Source organism: Psychrosphaera aquimarina, assembly GCF_032461525.1.
GTDB classification, from domain to species: domain Bacteria; phylum Pseudomonadota; class Gammaproteobacteria; order Enterobacterales; family Alteromonadaceae; genus Psychrosphaera; species Psychrosphaera aquimarina.
In genome coordinates this window covers 328,607-350,480 of the sequence record NZ_JAWCUA010000001.1, presented here as the reverse complement: position 1 = coordinate 350,480, position 21,874 = coordinate 328,607, and the positions used below count along the sequence as shown (strand labels likewise).

Annotated in this window: 18 protein-coding genes; 6 read left to right on the top strand and 12 right to left on the bottom strand. The window is 37.3% G+C overall.

Annotation, left to right across the window (positions count from 1 at the left end):
- The first annotated feature begins 6 nt into the window (after positions 1–6).
- Positions 7–1,650: a response regulator gene (locus RT723_RS01600; protein WP_315945622.1), complete on the top strand. Its 1,644-nt coding sequence runs from the start codon at positions 7–9 to the stop codon at positions 1,648–1,650.
- On the opposite strand, the gene RT723_RS01595 is transcribed toward RT723_RS01600, so the two are convergent.
- From RT723_RS01595 to RT723_RS01580, 4 genes are all read right to left on the bottom strand, one after another.
- Positions 1,651–3,498 carry a protein kinase domain-containing protein gene (locus RT723_RS01595; protein WP_315945621.1) on the bottom strand — a complete coding sequence of 616 codons (1,848 nt, stop codon included), beginning with the start codon at positions 3,496–3,498 and terminating at the stop codon, positions 1,651–1,653.
- A gap of 172 nt (positions 3,499–3,670) precedes the next feature.
- Complete coding sequence (locus tag RT723_RS01590; RefSeq protein WP_315945620.1) at positions 3,671–5,302, bottom strand: dihydrolipoyllysine-residue acetyltransferase; 1,632 nt, start codon at positions 5,300–5,302, stop codon at positions 3,671–3,673.
- A 19-nt stretch (positions 5,303–5,321) separates the two neighbouring features.
- Positions 5,322–6,299 (bottom strand): alpha-ketoacid dehydrogenase subunit beta, encoded by a 978-nt coding sequence (locus RT723_RS01585; protein WP_315945619.1) that lies wholly within the window; start codon positions 6,297–6,299, stop codon positions 5,322–5,324.
- On the bottom strand, positions 6,299–7,522 hold the full coding sequence (locus tag RT723_RS01580) for a thiamine pyrophosphate-dependent dehydrogenase E1 component subunit alpha (RefSeq protein ID WP_216055731.1): 1,224 nt from the start codon (positions 7,520–7,522) through the stop codon (positions 6,299–6,301). The genes RT723_RS01585 and RT723_RS01580 overlap by 1 nt, the downstream gene beginning before the upstream one ends.
- 420 nt (positions 7,523–7,942) lie before the next feature.
- On the opposite strand from RT723_RS01580, the gene RT723_RS01575 reads away from it, so the two are divergent.
- On the top strand, positions 7,943–8,320 hold the full coding sequence (locus RT723_RS01575) for a hypothetical protein (protein ID WP_315945618.1): 378 nt from the start codon (positions 7,943–7,945) through the stop codon (positions 8,318–8,320).
- 52 nt (positions 8,321–8,372) lie between these two features.
- Here the strand turns inward: RT723_RS01575 and astE are convergent, their stop codons facing one another.
- The 4 genes from astE to RT723_RS01555 form a co-directional block, all read right to left on the bottom strand.
- Positions 8,373–9,419 (bottom strand): succinylglutamate desuccinylase, encoded by a 1,047-nt coding sequence (astE, locus tag RT723_RS01570; RefSeq protein WP_315945617.1) that lies wholly within the window; start codon positions 9,417–9,419, stop codon positions 8,373–8,375.
- Between the two features lie 149 nt (positions 9,420–9,568).
- On the bottom strand, positions 9,569–12,046 hold the full coding sequence (locus RT723_RS01565) for a glycogen/starch/alpha-glucan phosphorylase (RefSeq protein ID WP_315945616.1): 2,478 nt from the start codon (positions 12,044–12,046) through the stop codon (positions 9,569–9,571).
- 234 nt (positions 12,047–12,280) lie between these two features.
- Entirely contained in the window at positions 12,281–13,936 is a 1,656-nt protein-coding gene (gene pgm / locus RT723_RS01560) for a phosphoglucomutase (alpha-D-glucose-1,6-bisphosphate-dependent) (protein ID WP_315945615.1), read from the bottom strand.
- A 23-nt stretch (positions 13,937–13,959) separates the two neighbouring features.
- Positions 13,960–14,484, bottom strand: a complete 525-nt coding sequence (locus tag RT723_RS01555; protein ID WP_315945614.1) for a replication initiation regulator SeqA — start codon at positions 14,482–14,484, stop codon at positions 13,960–13,962.
- Between the two features lie 189 nt (positions 14,485–14,673).
- Here RT723_RS01555 and RT723_RS01550 point away from each other — a divergent pair, with 189 nt between their 5' ends.
- The 4 genes from RT723_RS01550 (at position 14,674) to fldA (ending at position 16,604) form a co-directional block, all read left to right on the top strand.
- A complete protein-coding gene (locus RT723_RS01550) occupies positions 14,674–15,438 on the top strand; it encodes an alpha/beta fold hydrolase (protein WP_315945613.1) in 765 nt (254 codons plus the stop codon).
- Between the two features lie 131 nt (positions 15,439–15,569).
- Positions 15,570–15,791, top strand: coding sequence for a DUF2788 domain-containing protein (locus RT723_RS01545; protein ID WP_216055724.1), 222 nt, complete (start codon positions 15,570–15,572; stop codon positions 15,789–15,791).
- Positions 15,791–16,066 (top strand): LexA regulated protein, encoded by a 276-nt coding sequence (ybfE, locus tag RT723_RS01540; protein ID WP_216055723.1) that lies wholly within the window; start codon positions 15,791–15,793, stop codon positions 16,064–16,066. The genes RT723_RS01545 and ybfE overlap by 1 nt, the downstream gene beginning before the upstream one ends.
- Before the next feature lie 13 nt (positions 16,067–16,079).
- On the top strand, positions 16,080–16,604 hold the full coding sequence (gene fldA / locus RT723_RS01535) for a flavodoxin FldA (protein ID WP_216055722.1): 525 nt from the start codon (positions 16,080–16,082) through the stop codon (positions 16,602–16,604).
- Between the two features lie 61 nt (positions 16,605–16,665).
- Here fldA and RT723_RS01530 read toward each other — a convergent pair whose 3' ends face one another.
- The 4 genes from RT723_RS01530 to psrA form a co-directional block, all read right to left on the bottom strand.
- Positions 16,666–18,543, bottom strand: coding sequence for a propionyl-CoA synthetase (locus RT723_RS01530; RefSeq protein WP_315945612.1), 1,878 nt, complete (start codon positions 18,541–18,543; stop codon positions 16,666–16,668).
- Between the two features lie 95 nt (positions 18,544–18,638).
- Positions 18,639–20,018 (bottom strand): SLC13 family permease, encoded by a 1,380-nt coding sequence (locus RT723_RS01525; RefSeq protein WP_315945611.1) that lies wholly within the window; start codon positions 20,016–20,018, stop codon positions 18,639–18,641.
- A gap of 2 nt (positions 20,019–20,020) precedes the next feature.
- Positions 20,021–21,061 (bottom strand): beta-N-acetylhexosaminidase, encoded by a 1,041-nt coding sequence (gene nagZ / locus RT723_RS01520; RefSeq protein ID WP_315945610.1) that lies wholly within the window; start codon positions 21,059–21,061, stop codon positions 20,021–20,023.
- Positions 21,061–21,687, bottom strand: a complete 627-nt coding sequence (gene psrA, locus RT723_RS01515; RefSeq protein ID WP_315945609.1) for a TetR family transcriptional repressor PsrA — start codon at positions 21,685–21,687, stop codon at positions 21,061–21,063. The genes nagZ and psrA overlap by 1 nt, the downstream gene beginning before the upstream one ends.
- Between the last annotated feature and the right edge of the window lie 187 nt (positions 21,688–21,874).

Genomic DNA, 21,874 nt, shown 5'->3' with positions numbered 1-21,874 from the left:
AAAGATTTGCGTTCAAATATTATATTTAGTGGTAAGAAAATACTGATAGTTGATGATCAAAAACCATTTCAAGTGATGATACGAGGAATGTTAAAAGATCTCGATGTGAGTAAAATTTCGGTCGCCCAATCAGGCGAAGCCGCTATTGTTAAGTGTGGGCAAAATCAATACGATATTTTACTGATAGATTATAACTTAGGTGCTGGTCGTAATGGTCGACAGTTATTTGAAGAGATCAAGGAACGTAAGTTAATTCCAGACTCCAGTATTTGCATCATAGTAACGGGTGAAAGTCAGGCTACAGCTGTCGTGGGGGCACTAGAAGTGTTGCCCGACGATTACATCGTCAAGCCATTCTCTCAAAATTTATTACTGCAACGCGTTACCAAATCATGGCTAAAAAAACAGGTATTTGTGCCCTTTTACCACAGTATGAATGCCAACGATTATGAAACATCGTTAGAACTAATCAATAAGATAATTGCCAAGTATCCACGTTATAAAGCGTCCTGTAACAAATACAAAGCACAAGTATTATTCTATTTAGGTCGATACCAAGAGTTGAATGATTACATCGATAGCTTTTTAGAAAAAAAGCGTTTGAATTGGGCATTAATTTACAAATCAAAAATTTTGAAACACGAAAAAAAGTATCTAGCATCCATTAAGTTTGCCAAAGAAGCGGTGTTACAAAGTAAAATGAATGTTGAAGCGTATGACGTGATCACCGACTGTTACTTAGCAAAAGGCGAAATAGAACAAGCATATAATTGGGTACGTTCTGGTATTGAACGCTCTCCTTTCTCAGTACCACGTCAATATAAGTTAAGTGCTGTAGCTAAATTAAATAAAGACTTTGAATCGTCAATTAAAGCTTGCAGCCAAGTGGTTGATTTAACGTCTAATTCATTTAAAAAAGATTATCGTCATTTGTTAAACCACATAAGAAACATTATTGATATTGTTGACCTTGAAGAAGATGAAAAGAAAAAACGCAAATATAACCAAGACGCGTTATATGCATTACAACAATCCAAACGCGATAGCTCATCCTTTACCGATATAGATCAAGAAGACTTTGAACAATTATGTTTAGCGCGGTTAGATTCTGTAAATGGACTTAACTTAAAAGCTAAAAAGTCATTTTCTGAATTAACGCAAAAATTTAACGACCCAGATTTTAAAATTCCATCCGGTCTACTGGCCGACAGTATTTCATTAATGTTAAAGATTGGTGAATTTGAAACGGCGTTAGATTATGTAAAACAAATAAAACAATCAAAAATAGAATTAGATGACTTTACGCGTTCTATGATCATGGATGCGCAATATATGGCGAAAGACCATATGACCAGTATGCGATTGTTAAATAAAACAGGTATTGAAGCATTTTCACGTGGTGACTTAAAAGAAGCCAATGACTTATTTGAGAAGTCATTGGTGATTGCCCCAATGAATACAGGCAGTGCATTAAACTTAGTGCAAGTTCTGATTGCGCTAATGAAGCAAAATCCAAAACAAAAATGGACGTACATTGAACGCTGTAAAAATGTATTTCGAATTATTGATGGTATGCCAATTGGTGAAGGTCATAAAAAACGAGCTACCGATTTAAAAGAACAATTTGAGCAATTTTTAGCGAAGAAATAACTAGCTATTTTTCGGGATAAACGACTTAGGGTCTTGCGGATAATATAAATCTGAGCGACACGTTTGATAACAAAACAATTTTGCGTCTTTATATGGTAATTTCATGAAGCCAGATACGCCAACATCATCAATATACTTTATATTTTGTAAAATCCCATTTAAATGAAAGGTAAACTCCCCAACCTTAGTTTTGTCTAACAAATTGTAATAATTATGTATTTTTAAATGCTTAGGTAAAACTTCAAAGATAATACAGCCTGTATGTCTGATCTCATTGAGTGCAACGATATGTGCCATGATCTGCTCAGGTAAACGTAAACGTTCGTCTGGATCATCACCATCTTCAAAGTACGAGTGTTGTTTCCCTTGTTCAACTTCCGGTGTGTGAGTTATTTCAAAAGGTATATTTGGAATGTGCGTTAATTCAAATTGTTGGTTTTCATTTTCACGCTCAACGTGAATCGTGTTTTTAGCATCAAATAAACAACTTTTAAAAATGCCGTCTCTAAGATCTAATGAACGGGCAATATCAATAATATTATTCACCGTTTCAGTGACACTTTTTCGATACACATCGTCAAACAAATTTAAGTTTGAATCAACATACACTCCATCTTCTAACCAATGTATTGCAAAACCACCTACAATTGGAAATTCACTCAACCGACTTACTGTTGCGACAAACGCTTTCTCGTTGTCTCCCATGCCTTGTAGATAGTTTTTATAGTACTTATCTAGCTGAGCATCTTTAACACCATAAAGCGCACTATGGATGCCCTGTTGGCGAAGAAATGACTTACGAGATGAATAGACCACTGTATCTAACTTAGTATTAGACCGTTTATTCCAAATTGGGATGTAGGCGCTCTCGGGTTCAAGTTCCAGATCAGGTAAATACCAATTTTCCATTTGTTGAACATGATTAATAAATTGATCGCCGGCATGGCATTTTAATTCTTCGTCGTGACTTAATAAATGATTAAGGGTTTGAGCAAAAGCCTTAGGTAAACCTAATGACGATGGAGGAATGGCATTATAACCGTATCGGCAGTTTTGATTTGATGCGATTGCGTAAAGTGTTGCTGCAGCGCCTTGTTCATCAAAACGGGTATTAGATAACGCTCCATTTAATTGCTCATCACCAATAAAGTAGACATCACCCAAACGTGCATTGGTATTTTGCATATCTGCAGACATTAACTCCATTACATTATTGACTACAGGTTGTGCGTTTTCATCTAATTGAGCAAACACACAGGAGCCCCAATCAATTAACGATAACGTTTCGGTTGCCTCATCCCACATCAAATTAGACGGTTTAATATCGCCATGCACAATAGGTTTGTTTTCAAATTGACCACTTGCACTTAACATAGTGAAACTACGTAAGTACTTGATTATATTCGCCAGTTGAATCGCAATTTTAATCACAGTACTTACAGGCAAGCGCCCACGTAGTTTGGATAGTTCGTGTAAATCAATGCCTTTACCCCGGTGCATTACTAAAATGCCCTGTTTCTTTATACTTTGAAAGTCGATAAAAGCGGGAATGTTGGGGTGATTTAGAAGATTTAACATGTACCCTTCTTCTTCTAAACGTTCTCTTATGTTTTGCGCTAGCGTGATCCGTGAAAATTTAAATACACGTTCGGTTTGGTTTTTGTCGGTACCTACAAATACAAAACCAAACGCGCCTTTACCAATCATTTCAACATTGGAATAGCCCATTTTTCGTAGCTGGGTTTTACATAGCTCTACCCAGTCTCTTAATTTTTTGGCGTCATTAGCTGATAATAAGTAAATTGACTGTTCATCAGCAATGTAAAAATTCTTTAGATTTGATTCCAACTTTTAAGAACACCTTAATATTAATTACTAACAGTATTGCACTTAATGGTTAATGAATTCAATTGAGAGAAACTGACTTTGATAACAAAGATAAAAAAACGCCCAGAATGTTAATCACAATATGCAATTAACACCACTGAGCGTTTCAACATCAACTCGGTTTTACTCTTTTTTAAATCATATCCATGATCATAGAGCTTGGGTTTTGTAAATATTGAGTCCAAAGGTTATTAAATCGAGCAATTGTACCGCCATCAATCACTCGATGATCACCAGACCAACTTACGTTCATTAGTTGGCGTGCTTCTACTTCACCTTTATCATTAAACCTAGGTAATGTTTGCATTTTACCTAAGGCAACAATAGCCACTTCTGGTTTATTAATAATAGGTGTTGCTGTTGTACCGCCTAACGCACCAATATTAGAAATTGAAATAGTGCCACCTTTTAATTTATCAGGAGACAAACGGCCTTCTCTAGCTAATTCCGTCATTTCCATTACCGCAATCGCAATTTCTTTAATGCTCTTGTTTTGACAAGATTTAATATTCGGTACCAATAAACCAACTTTAGAGTCTACGGCCATACCAATATTATGATCGTTAAAATAAGTTAACTCAGTGCAGTCGTCATTTGGTTGCGAGTTCATTACTGGGAATTGCTTAATTGCTAATGACATAGCTTTCATGAAAAAAGGCATCATCGTTAATTTAATGCCTTGTTTTTCATATTCAGGTTTTAACTGTTTACGTAATTTAACGATTTCAGTTAAATCAATTTCATCTGAAAATGTAAAATGCGGAATAGTTGAAACAGACGTTTGCATGGCTTTAGCCATAACTGCTTTAATGCCTTTGATAGGTTCAACATAACTCGAATCACTAGTATTTTGTGTTAGCTCAGCTTGAGGTTGCTGTTGAATAACTGAGGCTGCTACGTATGGTGTTTGCGCTTGTTGAGTATGCGCTACTAGATCTTCTTTATATACACGGCCTTTAGCACCTGAGCCATTTACAGTTCTGATATCAAGATTCATTTCACGTGCTAAGCGTCTCACCGCTGGAGATGCAACGGCTTTTTGAGTAACTAACTGACCTGAGTTGTTTACTTTTGCAGAGGACGCAGTTGTCGATATGGCAACTACATTACTACTCTCTTTATCTAACACTGCCGTCGTTGCTTTGGATTGAGAAACATTAGCAACCACATTAGGTTCAGCAACAGCCGTTGAACCTTTAATGGCTATAGCAAATAAAGGTTGATGTACTTTCGCAATTTCACCTTTTTCGTAATACAGTTTTTCTATTATGCCATCTGACTTTGCAGGAATTTGCACTAACGCTTTATCAGTCATGACATCACAAATAGCTTGATCTTCTTTAACTTCATCACCTTCGGCAACTAACCAATCTACGACTTCACACTCAACAATACCTTCGCCTATATCCGGTAATAAAAAGTCTTCTACTACTTCATTAACGGTTAAATTAGTTGGTTTTACTGGTGCGTGGTCCATGATTTGTTCTACCACACCTTGGGCTGGACTAACTTCTTGGGCAGACTCTTGTGCAGAAGACACTGCAAACAAAGGTTGATGTACTTGGGCTATCTCGCCTTTTTGATAATACAGTTTCGTAACAACACCATCACTCATGGCTGGAATTTGCACTAACGCTTTATCAGTCATGACATCACAAACAGGCTGATCTTCAACTATGGTGTCACCTTCAGCAACCAACCATTCAACCACTTCACATTCAACAATACCTTCACCAATGTCGGGTAATATAAAATCTTTACTCATTATCTTCTCCTACACTGACTTAATAATTAACAGAACGTTTAATGGCTTCATAAACTTTTAGATGATCGGCCATATATTCTTTTTCGTGAGCTAATGGATACGGAGTATCCAGACCACACACTCTGTCTATTGGAGATTCAAGGTGTAAAAAACACTCTTGTTGGATAGTTGCACTAATTTCTGATGCAAAACCCGATGTGATAGGTGCTTCTTGAGAGACAATTAAACGTCCTGTTTTAATTACTGAGTTAACGACCGTCTCTTTGTCCCAAGGTAATACTGTGCGTAAGTCAATGATCTCACAAGAGATGCCATCTTCTTCCGCCATCGCTGCCGCTTTTTCAATGATTTCAACTTGAGCGCCCCAAGCTAACAAAGATATATCCGTACCTTGTTTTACCACTTCTGCTTTACCTAGCGGTATTGAATACTTTTCTTCTGGAACTTCGCCGACCGATGCACGATAAAGGCGTTTAGGTTCAAAAAAGATCACAGGATCATTAGATTCAATACACGAAGTTAACAAACCTTTAGCTTGATAAGCATTACGAGGGAATACCAACTGTAAACCTGGAGTGTGTGCAAAGTAAGCTTCCGGTGATTGTGAGTGATATAAACCACCGGCAATACCACCACCGTAAGGTGTACGGATGACTAAGTTGCCAACATTAAACTCATTTCCTGAGCGGTAACGGAACTTGGCTGTTTCATTCACTATTTGGTCAAACGCTGGGAAAATATAATCAGCAAACTGAATTTCAGCGATGGTGGTATAACCCAAAGCCGCTAACCCATTAGCAAATCCCATAATCCCTTGTTCTACAAGTGGCGTATTAAATACACGGTCTTTACCAAATTTTTCTTGTAAACCACTTGTTGCTCTAAATACTCCACCAAAGTGGCCAACATCTTCACCAAATACACAAGAACGTTGGTTCTCTTCCATCGCCAGCATAATTGCAGAGTTGATTGCTTGTAACATATTCATTTTAGACATTATTTAACCTCCGCAGGTGTAGTTTTAATTCTTGCGGCCGTGGCTGGATAAGCATCTGGATACTTAAGAATATGTTGTTTAAGTTGTTCGTATTGCTCTTGTAAATGTAATGGTACTTGCTCATAAACATCGGTAACAATTTCTTCTAACGCTGGCATATCGACTTTTTCAGATACTTTTAAAGCCTCTAACACTTGTTGACGAATTGCTTCTTTAGCTTTTTCGTCTTCAGCTTCGTCTAACCAACCTTGTTTTAATAGATACGATTTAAAACGCGCAATTGGGCAATTTTGACGGAAATTTTCTTCTTCGTCTTTTGAACGATAACCTGATGGATCATCAGAACTAGAATGCGCTGCTAATCGGTAAGCAATAGATTCAATTAATACTGGTTCGTTATGAGTGACAGCATATTCACGTGCCATCTTAACCGCTTCATAAACGGCTAACGTATCCACACCATCTACTCTTATGGCTTTCATCCCGTAACCCACACCACGACAAGCAATGCCGTCTCCTTTAAATTGCTCACTGGCCGGTGTTGAAATGGCATAACCATTATTTCGTGCAAAGAACAATACAGGTGCTTTATGCACTGCGGCCATATTCAGGCCTGCATGGAAATCACCTTCTGAAGCTGCACCTTCACCAAAGTAACAAATTGAACAAGCCCCGTTGCCATCTAATTTTTGGCCATAAGCATAACCTGTTGCTTGTGGTATTTGTGTACCTAAAGGTGAAGATATAGTCATATAGTTCAATTCTTTAGAACCATAATGGATAGGCATTTGACGGCCTTTTCCTAAATCTTTTGAGTTTGAGAAATTTTGATTCATGAAGTTTTCAAGAGAAAAACCACGGTAAGCTAAAGCTGCTTGTTCACGGTATTGCGCAAAGATCATGTCTTTGTCTTCTAAAGCGGCAGCACTTGCAGTAACGGCAGCTTCTTCACCTAAACATTGCATGTAAAAACTAATACGTCCCTGACGTTGTGCCGCTAACATACGTTCGTCTAACACACGCACAAAGCGCATAGTTTCATATATTCGTAATGCTGTGGCTTTATCTAATGTGGATTTGGCTGCACCTTCATACAAGTCACCGTTGGCATCCATCATTTTAAATGCAGGTATAGATAAAGCGTTCTCAGACACAAACTCAAGCGATAAAGTATCGCTGCGGTTTATATTATTAGGATTTTCGACATTATTAAGCTTACCCATAAGGGAAGTACTCCTGTATCAGCGACGATGCCTTAATTCTAGTCTAACTAGGCAATTGTTGATGTGCTGAATTATTGTTATTAACCGAATTTGGCGCGACTTTACCTTTACGTAACAGGCAATTCAATTTAGTAGGAATTTAGAGTAAATAGTTTAGAAATCAAAACTGTTAAGAAAAATTGCCACTTTGGCCGTGAAAGCATAATTATGCAGGTTTATTTGATGATTATTTAAACAGAAAGTTGATGTTTAATTTAAATATTGATTAGTTAGGTATACGCATTGTTTCTATTGAATGCACCTGTTAAATTCTTATTAATATTACAAATTTGATGTAATTAGTTAATGTAAACCACTGAGTGACACAATTTTACTTGTCAGTTCAAGTAATACGTGGTTATCAATCCTTAGAGACGTTGTATGACAATAGAACATGGTAAAACGCTAATAACAGTTATAGGCGACATAATCACAATTAAAGCAATTGGGGCTTTTAACAAAGAAGGTATTGTAAAAACGATTGCACAATTAAAGTCTGAAATTGAAAATTTTGACGGAAATGAGTTTAAGTTGCTTTTTAATTATTTAGAAACTGAAGGGGGAACCCCTGATGTGTTTGAAAAGATCAACGAGTGTAATGTTTGGCTAAATACTCAAAAAATGGTGGCAAAAGCCTTAGTGATCCAATCTTCTGCACATTTAGCTATTTTGGAGAGCCGAACCCCGGCTAGACGTTCTCAAAATGCACAAAACTTCGATAATATTGAAGCGGCTATGAACTGGCTTAAAAGACAGTAAAACTATAAGGCTAAGCGAATTTATTTACTCGTTAGCCTTTCCACATATAAACTTAAACTAAGTTGTTATCAATATTCACTGGGATCACAGTTAACATCGCACGTTGTCCGTTTGCTACATTAGCATTAGGAAACACAATCGCTTCTCCATTGGTATCCGCTTTGATCTCTACATCATCTTCAATAGCAAATACATCCCCTTGATTAAACGCGGTGAAGTTAGCAACATCATCGGAGAATGTTAATTTAAACGAATCGTTATGTTTAACTACTTCTTTATGAACAGACATAAATTGATAATTGCTAGCATCAAATTGATGAATATCCACTTCTTGTCCAGAGATAAGGTTTATGATGGTTTGTTTTGAAGCTGCAAATTTAGTTTGATCATTTTCACCAAACGGTCTTACTTTGCCTAATTCGATAGTAAAAGAATGGGCGCCGTGGATATTTGAAGAATAGTAGCTGAAAGTTGTAGCGGGTTTTTGCATTAATAAAAATGTGGTAACGCCCATACTTCTTACAATTTCAAATTGTTCTTTATGCCAAGGTTTGCCGTGTATAAATGGATAAACAGCAAACTTCTCATGTGCCGAGTCACGAATTGCAGTGTGCAAGTCATAATGGGTACGTTCTGCATCTGGGTGTTTTTGATAAAACTCAGTAACAAGTTTTTCTAATTCAGCTGCTCTGACCCTTTCTTTATTCAGTGTTGGGTCATAATCATTGTTATCTGATGAACGCATTCCACTAAATAAACGATTTAAATTTTCTTCAACAAACCGTTCACCAATATTAATAGCTGGGGGATTACCAAATATAAAAAGTGTTGGGTGCTGTAAGTTAATGTTATTACTTAATAAATCACTAATAATGTCATTACATATTTCAATTGGAGCCGTTTCATTGCCGTGGATCGCACACGATATAACAATGGCTTTTTTTCGTTGATTATCGATTATGTTTTTTGGACAAAAATAGATAACACCGGTGGCTAATATATCGATATCACACTGGGGATGGTCAATACTAAATGGTGTTAAAAAATATTCATTTGCTCGAGTTAACGCTAAAAAGTCATTGTTGGATATTTTATTCATAAATACTGTGATGCTTGTTTCGATTTATCAAAAGTCCCCTATTTTGCCATATTTATGTTTTAAGTACGTTACAAATCCATAATAAAAAAAGCCATCATGGAGCTGATGGCTTATTTAATTTACAGTTTGTGTTTACAAAACCGTTAGAGTTACTTAACCGTGCACGATTTTAACTTCCATATACGGTCAACATAGTCTTGAATTGAGCGGTCTGAGTTAAATTTACCCATATAAGCGGTATTTAAAATTGCACTACGCGCCCACCCTTTTTTGTCTTTATATTTAGCTTCGATTTCTTTTTGACCTTCTGAATAAGATTCAAAGTCAGCTAAACATAAATAGGGATCACCACCATCTAAAAAGCTGTTTTTAATTGACGATAACTCACCAGGTTTACCCGGTGTGAAATAATCAGTATCAAACCAATCCAATACCGCTTTAATTTCTTCGTTACCGTAATAGTAATCCCAAGGGTTATAACCTTGTTTCTTAAGCGCTTTAACTTCATCAACGGTTAATCCAAAGATCACAACGTTTTCTTCGCCCACTTCTTCAGCAATTTCGATGTTAGCGCCGTCCAGTGTTCCGATTGTAATTGCACCGTTTAACGCCAACTTCATATTACCAGTACCTGATGCTTCTTTACCTGCCGTAGATATTTGCTCTGATACGTCGGCAGCTGGGATCATTTTCTCAGCTAACGACACGCGGTAGTTAGGTAAAAATACAACTTTTAATTTACCACCAATGCGCTCGTCATTATTAACCTTATCCGCTACTTTATTGATTGCGTAGATGATGTCTTTTGCAAGTTTATAACCCGGCGCTGCTTTTGCACCAAAGATAAAGACTCGAGGTACCATATCCATTGTTGGGTTTTGCAATAAACGACGGTACAAGGCCATTATATGTAACAAGTTTAAATGTTGGCGTTTGTATTCGTGTAAACGTTTGATTTGAATATCAAAAATAGCACTTGGATCTACATCAACGTCGGTTAACTCTTTAATGACTTTAGTTAATGCCACTTTATTTTCGTGTTTAATGTCCATGTATGCTTTTTGAAATTTAGCATCATCGGCTTTTTTGTCTAAATCTCTTAGAATTTCTTGGTTAGTTGGCCACTGATCGCCAACCGTTTTATCAATTAATTTAGATAATGCTGGATTACAGGCTTTTAACCATCTTCGTGGAGTAACACCATTTGTCACGTTAGTGAACTTATCTGTCCACAAGGCGTTAAATTCAGGGAAAAGGTCAGATTTAACTAAAGCTGAATGTACTTCAGCCACACCGTTAACTTTATTTGAGCCAATTACTGATAAGTTACCCATACGAACCATACGTTCGTGACCTTCTTCTATTATGGATAATTTAGATTTAATGGCGTTGTCACCTGGCCACTTAGCATCGACTTCGCTTTCTAAGAAACGACGGTTTATCTCATAAATAATCTCAAGATGACGAGGTAAAACTTTTTCAAATAAACGCACTGACCATTTTTCTAACGCTTCTGGTAATAACGTGTGGTTAGTATATGAGAAGGTTTCACGACAAATTTTCCATGCTTGATCCCAATCCATATCTGCGCGGTCAACTAAAATACGCATTAATTCTGGAATGGCTATAGCCGGATGTGTGTCATTTAACTGCACCGCTACCTGAGCACTGAAATTGCTCCAATCATCAGCATGGGCTCGTTTGTAACGACGGATAATGTCTTTTAATGAACACGCACAGAAAAAGTATTGTTGGATTAAACGTAACTCTTTACCGGCATCAGTTTCGTCATTTGGGTATAACACTTTAGAAATGGTTTCTGATTCAACATTTTCTTTATGTGCATCATGATAACCACCAGAGTTAAATACATCCCAGTTAAAGAAGTTAGTTGCTCTACTTTCCCACAAACGTAATACGTTGACCGTTTTACCAGAATAGCCAACAACAGGTACATCCCAAGGAACACCTTTAATGATTCGACCCGGATGCCATTCTTTAACGACTTTTCCTGCGTCATTAAATTTGGTTTCAACATAACCATAAACAGGTATATCTTGGATGCTTTCAGGACGGCGGATCTCAAATGGATTGCCGTATTCACGCCAACTATCTGGGCGTTCTATCTGGTGACCATCTTTAAATTCTTGACGGAACAAACCATGTTCGTAATGAATACCATAACCAATAGCTGGTAGTTCCATAGTCGCTAATGAGTCGATAAAACAAGCGGCAAGACGACCTAAACCGCCGTTACCCAAAGCCATGTCTTCTTCTTCATCCACTAACGTATTAATATCAATATCTAATTCTGTTAATGCTTTTTTGGCGGTTTCAAATAAACCTAAATTATGTAAGTTATTCCCAGTTAAACGGCCCATTAAAAACTCTAGTGAAAAATAATGTACAGCTCGTGTATCTTTTTCAAAATGTGTTTTTTGGGTTTGGCTTAGTCGGTCATATACAAATTCGTTTAACGCAGCAGATGTCGCATTCCACCAAGCCTTTTTGCTGGCTTTATTGATATCAGTACCAAACGTACTGTTCAGGTGTTTTATAATCGACTCTTTAAATTGCTTTGGTGTTATTTTACCAATAGCCATTTCGGTTTCTTTAGCCTTAGTCATGATTTCACTCTTATATTAATTTAGCGTTATATTGTCCATATTATTCAGCCGTTCACTTTAAACTATCACCAGACTGTGACATTTATATTAACTAGGAAGGTTGATAATACAATGCTGTTGTTATTGAAGATATGACATAAGAATATAGGTAACATCAGCCTATACCAAGTGGATATAGACTGTTTTTATGCTACATACGTTTGCAAAACGTTATATTTAGACAAGGATTGTCGTTTATAACCCTGCAGAAGTGAAAGCTTGAGAAACAATAGCTTGAGCTTCTTGTTCTATAGCGGCTAAATGCTGCTCACCTAAAAAGCTTTCCATATAGATCTTGTAGATATTTTCTGTACCAGAAGGTCTAGCGGCAAACCAACCGTTTTCAGTGACTACTTTTAAGCCACCAATTGATGCACCATTACCTGGCGCTTCAGTCAAAATGGCTTCAATTTTTTCACCGGCTAGTTCGGTAGAAGTTATATCCGAAGGTTCTAAATTACTTAATACTGACTTTTGTTCAGGGTTAGCTGGTGCGTCAATACGTTTATAAATGGGTTTGCCGTGTAACTCAGTTAGCTCATCATAATACTGTGATGGATTTTTACCTGTAACTGCAAGTATTTCCGCAGCTAATAATGCCAAGATAATACCGTCTTTGTCTGTTGTCCAAACATCGCCAGACTTAGTTAAGAAGCTGGCACCAGCGCTTTCTTCACCACCAAACATTATATGATGATTGGTTAAGCCATCAACAAACCATTTAAAACCAACCGGAACTTCTAAAACTTGTTTGTTATTGGCAGCGGCTACCCTATCAATTAGTGATGTACTAACTAAAGTTTTACCAATTTTGAATGTTGGATCCCAGTCAGGTCTGTGTTTACTTAAATAATCAATACACACAGATAAATAATGATTTGGGTTCATTAAGCCGTGAGTATTAGTAACAATACCGTGTCGGTCATAATCAGGGTCGTTAGCAACCGCGATATCATAATCATCCTTTAAACCGATAAGGCTGGCCATGGCGCACTCCGATGAACAATCCATACGGATCTTCCCATCTTTGTCTAGCGTCATAAATCCAAAAGTAGGATCTAGATTGTCATTAACCAAAGTTAGGTTTATGCCATAGGTCTCTTTGATCACAGGCCAATAATCAATACCTGCTCCACCTAAAGGATCGACACCCAACTTAACCCCAGCATTTTTGATTGCTTCAAAATCAATAACTGAATTTAAACCTTCAACATATTGTTCAATGAAATTCTGCTCTTTCACATAACCAGTTTTCCAAGCTTGAGAAAAAGGATAAATTTGTACATCGGCTAAATCATCAATTAATAACTGATTTGCTCTATCCTGTATCCAATCGGTGATATCAGAATCTGCTGGTCCACCGTGTGGAGGATTGTATTTAATTCCGCCATCTTCAGGTGGGTTGTGGGACGGTGTGATAATAATACCGTCTGATAAAAAGGAAGGATGTGTTTTATTGTATTGAATTATTAAGTTAGAAATAACGGGTGTTGGAGTAAAACCACGTCCAGTTTGAACAATAGTTTCAACCTCATTCGCCACTAATACTTCTATTGCGGAATTAAACGCAGCCTCAGATAACGCATGAGTATCAAAGCCCAAAAATAACGGACCTTCATAATGTTTATCTTTACGATAATCACAAATAGCTTGTGTAACTGCCAAAATATGAGATTCATTAAATGTTGTTTTTAATGCACTACCTCTATGACCAGAAGTACCAAAAGCCACTTTCTGTTCTGGATATTTAACAATGTCAGGCTCATTTAAGTAATAGCTAGACATCAATCTTGGTACATTAATTAAATCTGATTTTTGAGCCGGTTTACCAGCATTGGGATGATTTGCCACGTTATCTTCCTTTAAATATTCTTTTAGATGAAGTCTCGTAATTTTTCAGCTTCTTCTTCACTATAACCAAGCGCCAAAGCTGCTCCGTTAATGATCAGTTTCTTTCTAGGTGTATTGTTGTTGGTTACAACCCAAAACGAACTATCTGGAATGATTTTTGGTTTTATACTGCTTCCGTGAGCTTCTAATTCTTCCGAACTGGTTGCAAAATAATCTCGTTCACGCCCTTTTACTTCTAACACTTTCTTAAAGTTTGTTGGATGTGCACGGTGTAATGCCGCTAACAAAAACAAAAATCGACCAACGGCACCTTTTTGTGTCGTGACTTCTTCTTGATTTATAAAGTTAAAAACTGAGCCTTCTTCAACTTCAGTTTTAACGTCTTGTTGTTTAACTGGTGGAGTAATTGCTTCAGCAATTTCAGGTGTAGGCGCATTGGCATCGCCCAATAATAAGCGTCTTAATATCTCAGAGGCACTTTCACCTATGTTCTGAGTTTGTGATGCTATGTAGTGATATAAGTCTTCTTCGATTTGAATGTTTTTCATAATTTGGATCTAAAAGTTTGAGAAAGTCAGAATGAAATAATGGTTAACAACGAATAGAAAACATCTAATACAATGCATTTTGTATTAAAGTTCAATTGCATATTGTTAATCGCTATAAGAAAATACCTTACTTCTGGTCTAGATAGAATAATTAATTTAAATTTCTCCCCCTAAAAATTGGATATAAACATGACAATCGCCTATCAAGTATTAGGTCAAGGCAAACCTTTGATCGTTATTCATGGTTTATTTGGCACTTCTGACAATCTAAAACAGATTGCTAAATCGTTATCAGACCAATATAAAATATACCTAATAGATGCCCCTGCTCATGGTGACTCTAGCACACCAGATCCACTCACGTTAAACAATATGGCCAAAGCAGTACTTGAATTTGCTGATCAACAAGGGCTTACGCAATTTAGTTTATTGGGACATTCTTTAGGCGGAAAAATAGCAATGGAAATTGCACTGCTAGAAAATGCCAGAGTAGATAAATTAATAGTCGCGGATATTGCGCCTGTTCAATATAAAAGTCGTCATAATCATATCCTAAAAGGATTAAATTCCATTAACCTAGAGACCTTAGAAAATCGTCAGCAAGCAAATGAAACGTTAAGCCAATTTATAGACGATGTTGGGGTCACAGGGTTTTTACTAAAAAGCTTAACGCGGGCAGAAAAACCACAATCAGGATGGAAATGGCGCTTTGATCTTAACGCCTTAGAGCTCGGATATGAAAACTTAATCAAAGGCAACTCATTGTTAACCTACCCAGGGCCAACCCTATATATAATAGGGGGAAACTCCAATTATGTCTTGCCTGAACATAAAAATGAAATAGTAACGCGTTTTCAAAATACCAGTGTAAAAGTCATCCAAAATGCTGGACATTGGCTTCATGCGGAGAAACCTACGGCGTTTATAAAAATATGTCGAGATTTTTTAGCATAGTTGCTGAATTATATCGTTATATTTGCTACACTCCCGCGCCGTTTGGGTCAGATAACTTAAATCATGATCCAGATCAGGATAAAACTATTAGTTATTAAGTAAGATATATAAAAAATGGATAATGAGATTCTATGACGCCTGAACAATTTGAGATAGTTGAGATTATTGGCTTAAATTTATTTTTCGCCGGTATATTTTTCTTTATCGGTATGGCGATTAAAGATGTTCTAAATAAAGGTGAAGTGCCTTATTACGGAAAATTATTTGTTTGGTTAGTTTTATTTTTAGGGTGTTTTGGTTTTGTGGCTAAAGGCCTAATCCAAGTATATTGGCAGATGAATGGACTGGCATAATGGCAAAAGTAAGTGTAGATAGAGCCACTATCGATTTATTTGCAACAGAGAAACAACGTGGTAGACCAAAAAGCTCACCTTACAGTCGTGAGCAGCAAATGCGGATTAATAAAAAAAATCAGTTAACCCGTGATAAACAAAACGGTCTTAAACGAGTAGAGATTAAATTACACAGAGAAACTTATGATAAAGCCTCTGTGATCGCTGCAGAGCAAGGCATAAGCCGAAGTGAGCTTTTAGCAGAATTAATAAACAATTCATTAAAAAATTTATAAAAGGGTTAACCAAATGGCTAGTGTAGGCATTTATTTTGGTAGTGATACCGGAAACACTGAACATGTTGCAAAACTTATCCAAAAGCAATTAGGTAAAGGTTTAGTTGATGTTCATGACATAGCTAAAAGTACCAAAGAAGAAATTGCAGAATATGATTTATTATTATTCGGCATCCCGACTTGGTATTACGGTGAAGCTCAGTGTGATTGGGATGACTTTTTCCCAGAGCTTGAAGAAATAGACTTTGATGGCAAATTGGTCGCTATTTTTGGTTGTGGTGACCAAGAAGATTACGCTGAATACTTCTTAGATGCTATGGGCATGGTGCGTGATATCGTAGAAGCTAAAGGCGCAATCGTAATGGGTCAATGGTCTACAGACGGTTATGACTTTGTCGCTTCAAAAGGTTTAGCGGACGACAATCATTTTGTCGGTCTTGGAATTGATGAAGATAGACAACCTGAGTTAACGGAAACGCGTGTTAAACAATGGTGTGAACAAATCACTGAAGAAATGTGTTTAGCTGAATTAGCGTAAATCACGCATTTAGATTAAAGGGCAGTTAATCACTGCCCTTTTTTGATCTTGCATGTTTACATTATGTTAGCACTCGAAAACTTATTTTAAGTTCGTCCAGTATACTCATATCATCAATCGTTGATGGTACTTGAACTTCCTCACCATCTATCATTTGTCGCATAACTTTCCTTAGTATTTTTCCAGATCGAGTTTTAGGTAACCTATCTATGGTTAGTACTTCTTTCAACGAAGCGATAGCACCTATTTGGTCACGGATTAACTCTTTAAGCACTTTATGTACTTCCGTAGTTTGCTCACAGCCATTTTTCAAAACAATAAGTGCTAAAGGGACTTGCCCTTTTAATTTACACTTAATACCAACAACGGCACATTCCGCGACATCTTTATGGTTAGATATGACTTCTTCCATTTCACCCGTTGATAAACGATGTCCAGCAACATTAATGACGTCATCTGTTCGTCCCATAATGAAAAGATAGTCATCTTTATCAATATACCCCCCATCCCCAGTTACATAATAACCAGGAAAACTATTCAAGTAGCCTACTTTAAATCGTTCTGGGTCATTCCAGATTGTCGGTAAACAACCAGGTGGCAATGGGAGTTTTATTGCAATATAACCTGATTCACCTTTATTAACCGGTACACCATCTGGGTCTAATATCTCAATTTGATATCCAGGTGTGGCGACACCCGCTGATCCTTCTTTAGGCTCCATTGTGTCTAAACCCACAGGTATACCTGCTATAGGCCACCCCGTTTCGGTTTGCCACCAATGATCGATTACAGGAAGGTGCGTAATGTCATTTAACCAATGGTATGTCGCTGGGTCTAATCGTTCACCCGCTAAATAAAGACGTTTTAACGATGGTAAGTTGTATTTAGATAATTCATTTCCGTGAGGATCTTCTTTACGGATTGCCCTAAAGGCGGTTGGTGCGGAAAATAATACATTTACATTATATTCTTCACATACGCGCCAAAATGCACCAGCATCCGGAGTTTTAATTGGTTTACCTTCATATAAAACCGTGGCACAACCACTTATTAGGGGCCCATAAACAATGTACGAATGACCAACTACCCATCCCACATCTGACGCCGCCCAAAATACGTCGCCAGGTTTTACTCCGTAATTAATATCCATCGAATATTTCATTGCAATGGCATGTCCGCCATTTTCCCTAACAACACCTTTAGGCTTACCTGTGGTGCCTGAGGTATATAGAATATAAAGTGGGTCCTTGCCCAGTACTGGAACCGGTTCATGTTCTGTTGCGTTAATCATGGCCTGTTGCCAGTCAATGTCCCGATTAGGAAGTAAATCTGCTTTGACTAAGTCTCTTTGATATACAATGCAGGTGTCTGGTTTATGTATCGCATCTTCAAATGCTTTGTCGATCATAGGCTTATAAGCAATCACCTTTTCAATTTCGACACCACAACTTGCAGTTACAACGACTTTTGGCGTTGCATCATCAATTCTTACCGCTAATTCGTGTGGCGCAAAACCACCAAACACCACTGAATGAATAGCCCCCAGTCTTGCAGTAGCTAACATAGCAATAGCGGCCTGTGGGATCATTGGCATATAAATTAAGACTCTATCCCCTTTAGTAACACCTTGCTTTGCAAGTACGTCAGCAAATTTAGCCACTAAAACCGTTAACTCAGCATAACTGTATTTTTCTTTGGTATTGGTAACAGGTGAGTCATATATCAATGCCGTTTGTTCGCCGCGGCCCTGTTTAACATGATAATCAAGTGCAAGATACGATGTATTGAGTGAACCATCCGCGTACCAATGATAGAAATCATCTTGGTCTTGGCTAAGTATATTGGTTGGCGCTTGAAACCAATCAATTAACTTTGCCTGTTCTTGCCAGTATTGAGTTGGGTTGTTTTTAGCGAGTAGATATTCACTTTGGTAACTCATCAGATATATCCTCATTCTTTATATGGATTTAACAATAAAGAAAAAAGCTGAATGGTTATATTAGACTTTTGGCTATAACGATATTTAATGTCTTGTTAAATAAGTGCCCAACATACAGTGGACACGATAAAGCCACCAATAAAGTTAAGCATTATGCCGTTTTTTGCCATGTCTTTAATGGTGATCTGCCCAGAGGCAAACACAATGGAATTTGGTGCTGTAGCAACCGGTAAACAAAAGGCAAAACTACATGAAATCACCGCAGGGATCATTATTAACTCTAGTGGTAAACCTTTAGTTAATGCCACACTTGCTAGAATTGGCATAAATAAGGTTGCTGTTGCAGTATTTGACGTAACTTCAGTTAAAAAAGATAACGAAATTGTTAAGATTAATAACACCCAAAATATCGGTAAATCTAAGGTAGAAGAAAGTAACTGACCAATTAACTCACTTAAACCTGACGCACTAAACCCTTTGGCAAGACAAATTCCCCCACTGAATAATAACAACATATCCCAAGGGATTGTTTTGGCTTTATTCCAAGTTAACAAAGGTACTTGTTGGTCACCTTTTACTGTGGCCATTAATACAACACCTAATAAAGCTATGGTGGCATCGCCAATTGACGAAATACCAATTAATTCTGACCAACCACCAAATGGGTTGTTTCTGGTGATCCACAACAAAGCGATTATTCCAAATATCGTTAACACTCGTTTTTCGCTTGTCGACCATTGGAACATTTGTGGCAACGTTATTTGAGTTGTTAGTTTAGTTCCTCTAGTTAGCCAATATGCCACTACAGGTATGGTAACAATTACCACAGGGACACCAATTTTCATCCACTCTACAAAGTCAAATTCATGCCCAGAAAAGTTATCATAAACAGAAGCAAATATTACATTTGGTGGCGTGCCTATTAAAGTACCAACACCACCAATAGAAGCTGAATAAGCCAAACCTAACAACAACGCAATAGTAAATTGTTTATCATTACTAGACATGCCGATTGCGGTAGCGACAGGTAATAACGCTAATACAGTTGCGGTATTTGATATCCACATTGATAAAAAGGCACTGGCAGTCATAAACGACAATACAATCCTAAACGAACTGGTTCCGCCTATAAACGCAATGATGTTAAATGCAATTCGTTTATGTACACCAGATGCTTCCAGCGCTTTAGCCATTAAAAATGCACCCATTAATAACACGATGACGTGATTGCCTAATGAAGAAGACGCTTCTTTATAATCAATTACACCAAATGCAGGTAATAACACAAAAGGTAATAATGATGTGAATGGAATTGGGATCGCCTCAGATATCCACCAGTACCCAACCCATATGGTAATCGCTAACGTAATAGATATTTGTGAAGAATGTCCAAACCATAAAACGACAAAGTAAGCCACTACCGCTAAGGTAGGAGCAAGCCATAGGTGAATATTACGGTCTGGGGTTGCAGTCAAAATTACGCCGTATTCTTAGATTTGATTGTTTGGCTTATTTTAACGGCATTAAAATAACGTTGTGTTTGAGTTAACTCAGACGAATTTGGAAAAGACTTAGCCATTAAATCATGTACTTTAGAATCAACAAGTCTGGTTTGTGGACTGAGTTCCTTTAGCACCTCTTGTACGGCTTGTTTATTATTACAAATAAGCACCATGTCACAACCTGCATTAATCGCTTTTAAGACCCTTTGGGTATAGGTTAAGTGTTCACCTGCGCCAATCATGGATAAGTCATCACTAAATAATAAACCATTAAAACCAAGTTTAGATTTAAGTATGTCTTGTATCCATTTTTTACTATAACCAACCGGGTTTTTATCCACTTGGCTAAACTCAATATGAGCTGGCATTAGAGCTTGTAGGTGATTGCTGGCGATCATCGCTTGAAAAACAGCTAAATCACTTTGTTCAATTTGTTGGAAACTTCTGGTGTCTTTTGGCGCAGCAATATGTGAGTCTTCTTTTGTTGAACCATGGCCAGGAAAATGTTTGCCAACACAAGCCATTCCTGCCTCAGCCATTCCCTCACACCAACTTTGTGCTAATTGAATGGTTACCTGTGGGTCATGATGAAAGGCGCGATCACCTACAACGTCAGAACCTCGTTCTAAGTCTAATACGGGCGCAAAAGATAAATCGATGCCATGCGCTAAACATTCACTTGCCAACAACCAAGCGAGTTCTTTTACTTTCTGCAGTACTTCTGCGTCTACTTTTGTTTGATCCGATGGCATGATACTACCCATAGCTGGAATGTGGGTAAACTCATCGGTTTTAAAACGTTGAACTCGCCCGCCTTCGTTATCTACCGCTATTAATATCGGCTGAGAAGCAGCGGCTCTAACGTTTTTTATTAATTGACGTAATTGTTCTGAGTTCTCAAAGTTACGACTAAACAGGATTAAGCCACCAATCAGTGGGTTTGCTAACATGTTTATTTCGTCTTCAGCAAGTTCCGTCCCTTCTATGTCCATCATGATACTAGCTTGATTGATCATTAGTTTATGAACCCTGCCGCTAAAAACGGTAATAACTCATCAACAATTTGTTCAGTATTCATTTGTTGATGGAAGTCTTTGCTGGAAATGTCTGATAACGCTTGGGATGCCGCTAAGGTAAAGACAGAAGTACCTAATATAAAATGCAGACGCCAAAATAAATCGGCAGGCGTTAATTCGGGTTTGGTTTTATGAAATGACTGCTGTATGTGGGTTAAAGCAGAACCATATTTGTCCGTAATAAAAACGCGTAAATGACCTTGGTAATCTACGTAACCTCTGCCTAACATTTGTAAAAAGAACACAGATCCATGTTTACTAATGTTTTCTAAATCGAGTAATGGCTTTTTAAAGCAGCTAAAAAGTTGGGTGATAGAGTAATCAGGCTGTTTGTCATTAAGTTGATTTAATTCGTTTAACAATTGTGGAATAAACTGTGACAGATATCTGTCCATTACCGCCTGAATTAAATCTTTTTTAGAACCAAAATGATAATTAACTGAAGCCAAGTTAACGTTTGCTTTACTGGTTATTTGTCGCATGGAAGTTTCTGCGAATCCCGTTAAGGCAAATAATTGCTCAGCAGCATCCAATATTTTATCTTTGGTACTTCTTTTGTTGGTCATAAGATTAGGCTATCTGTTTTAAACGATAGTTTAGATTAATGAACATAACGACTAAATACAATTATCAATTCAAAAGGATTTATATAAGTGTACACTAATTATGCAAACAGTTTATTGAACCAAAAAACGTCTTGCTTTTTAATGGTCTGCTGTTTAGGATAGCCGCCGTCTTAAGACATCAAGTCTT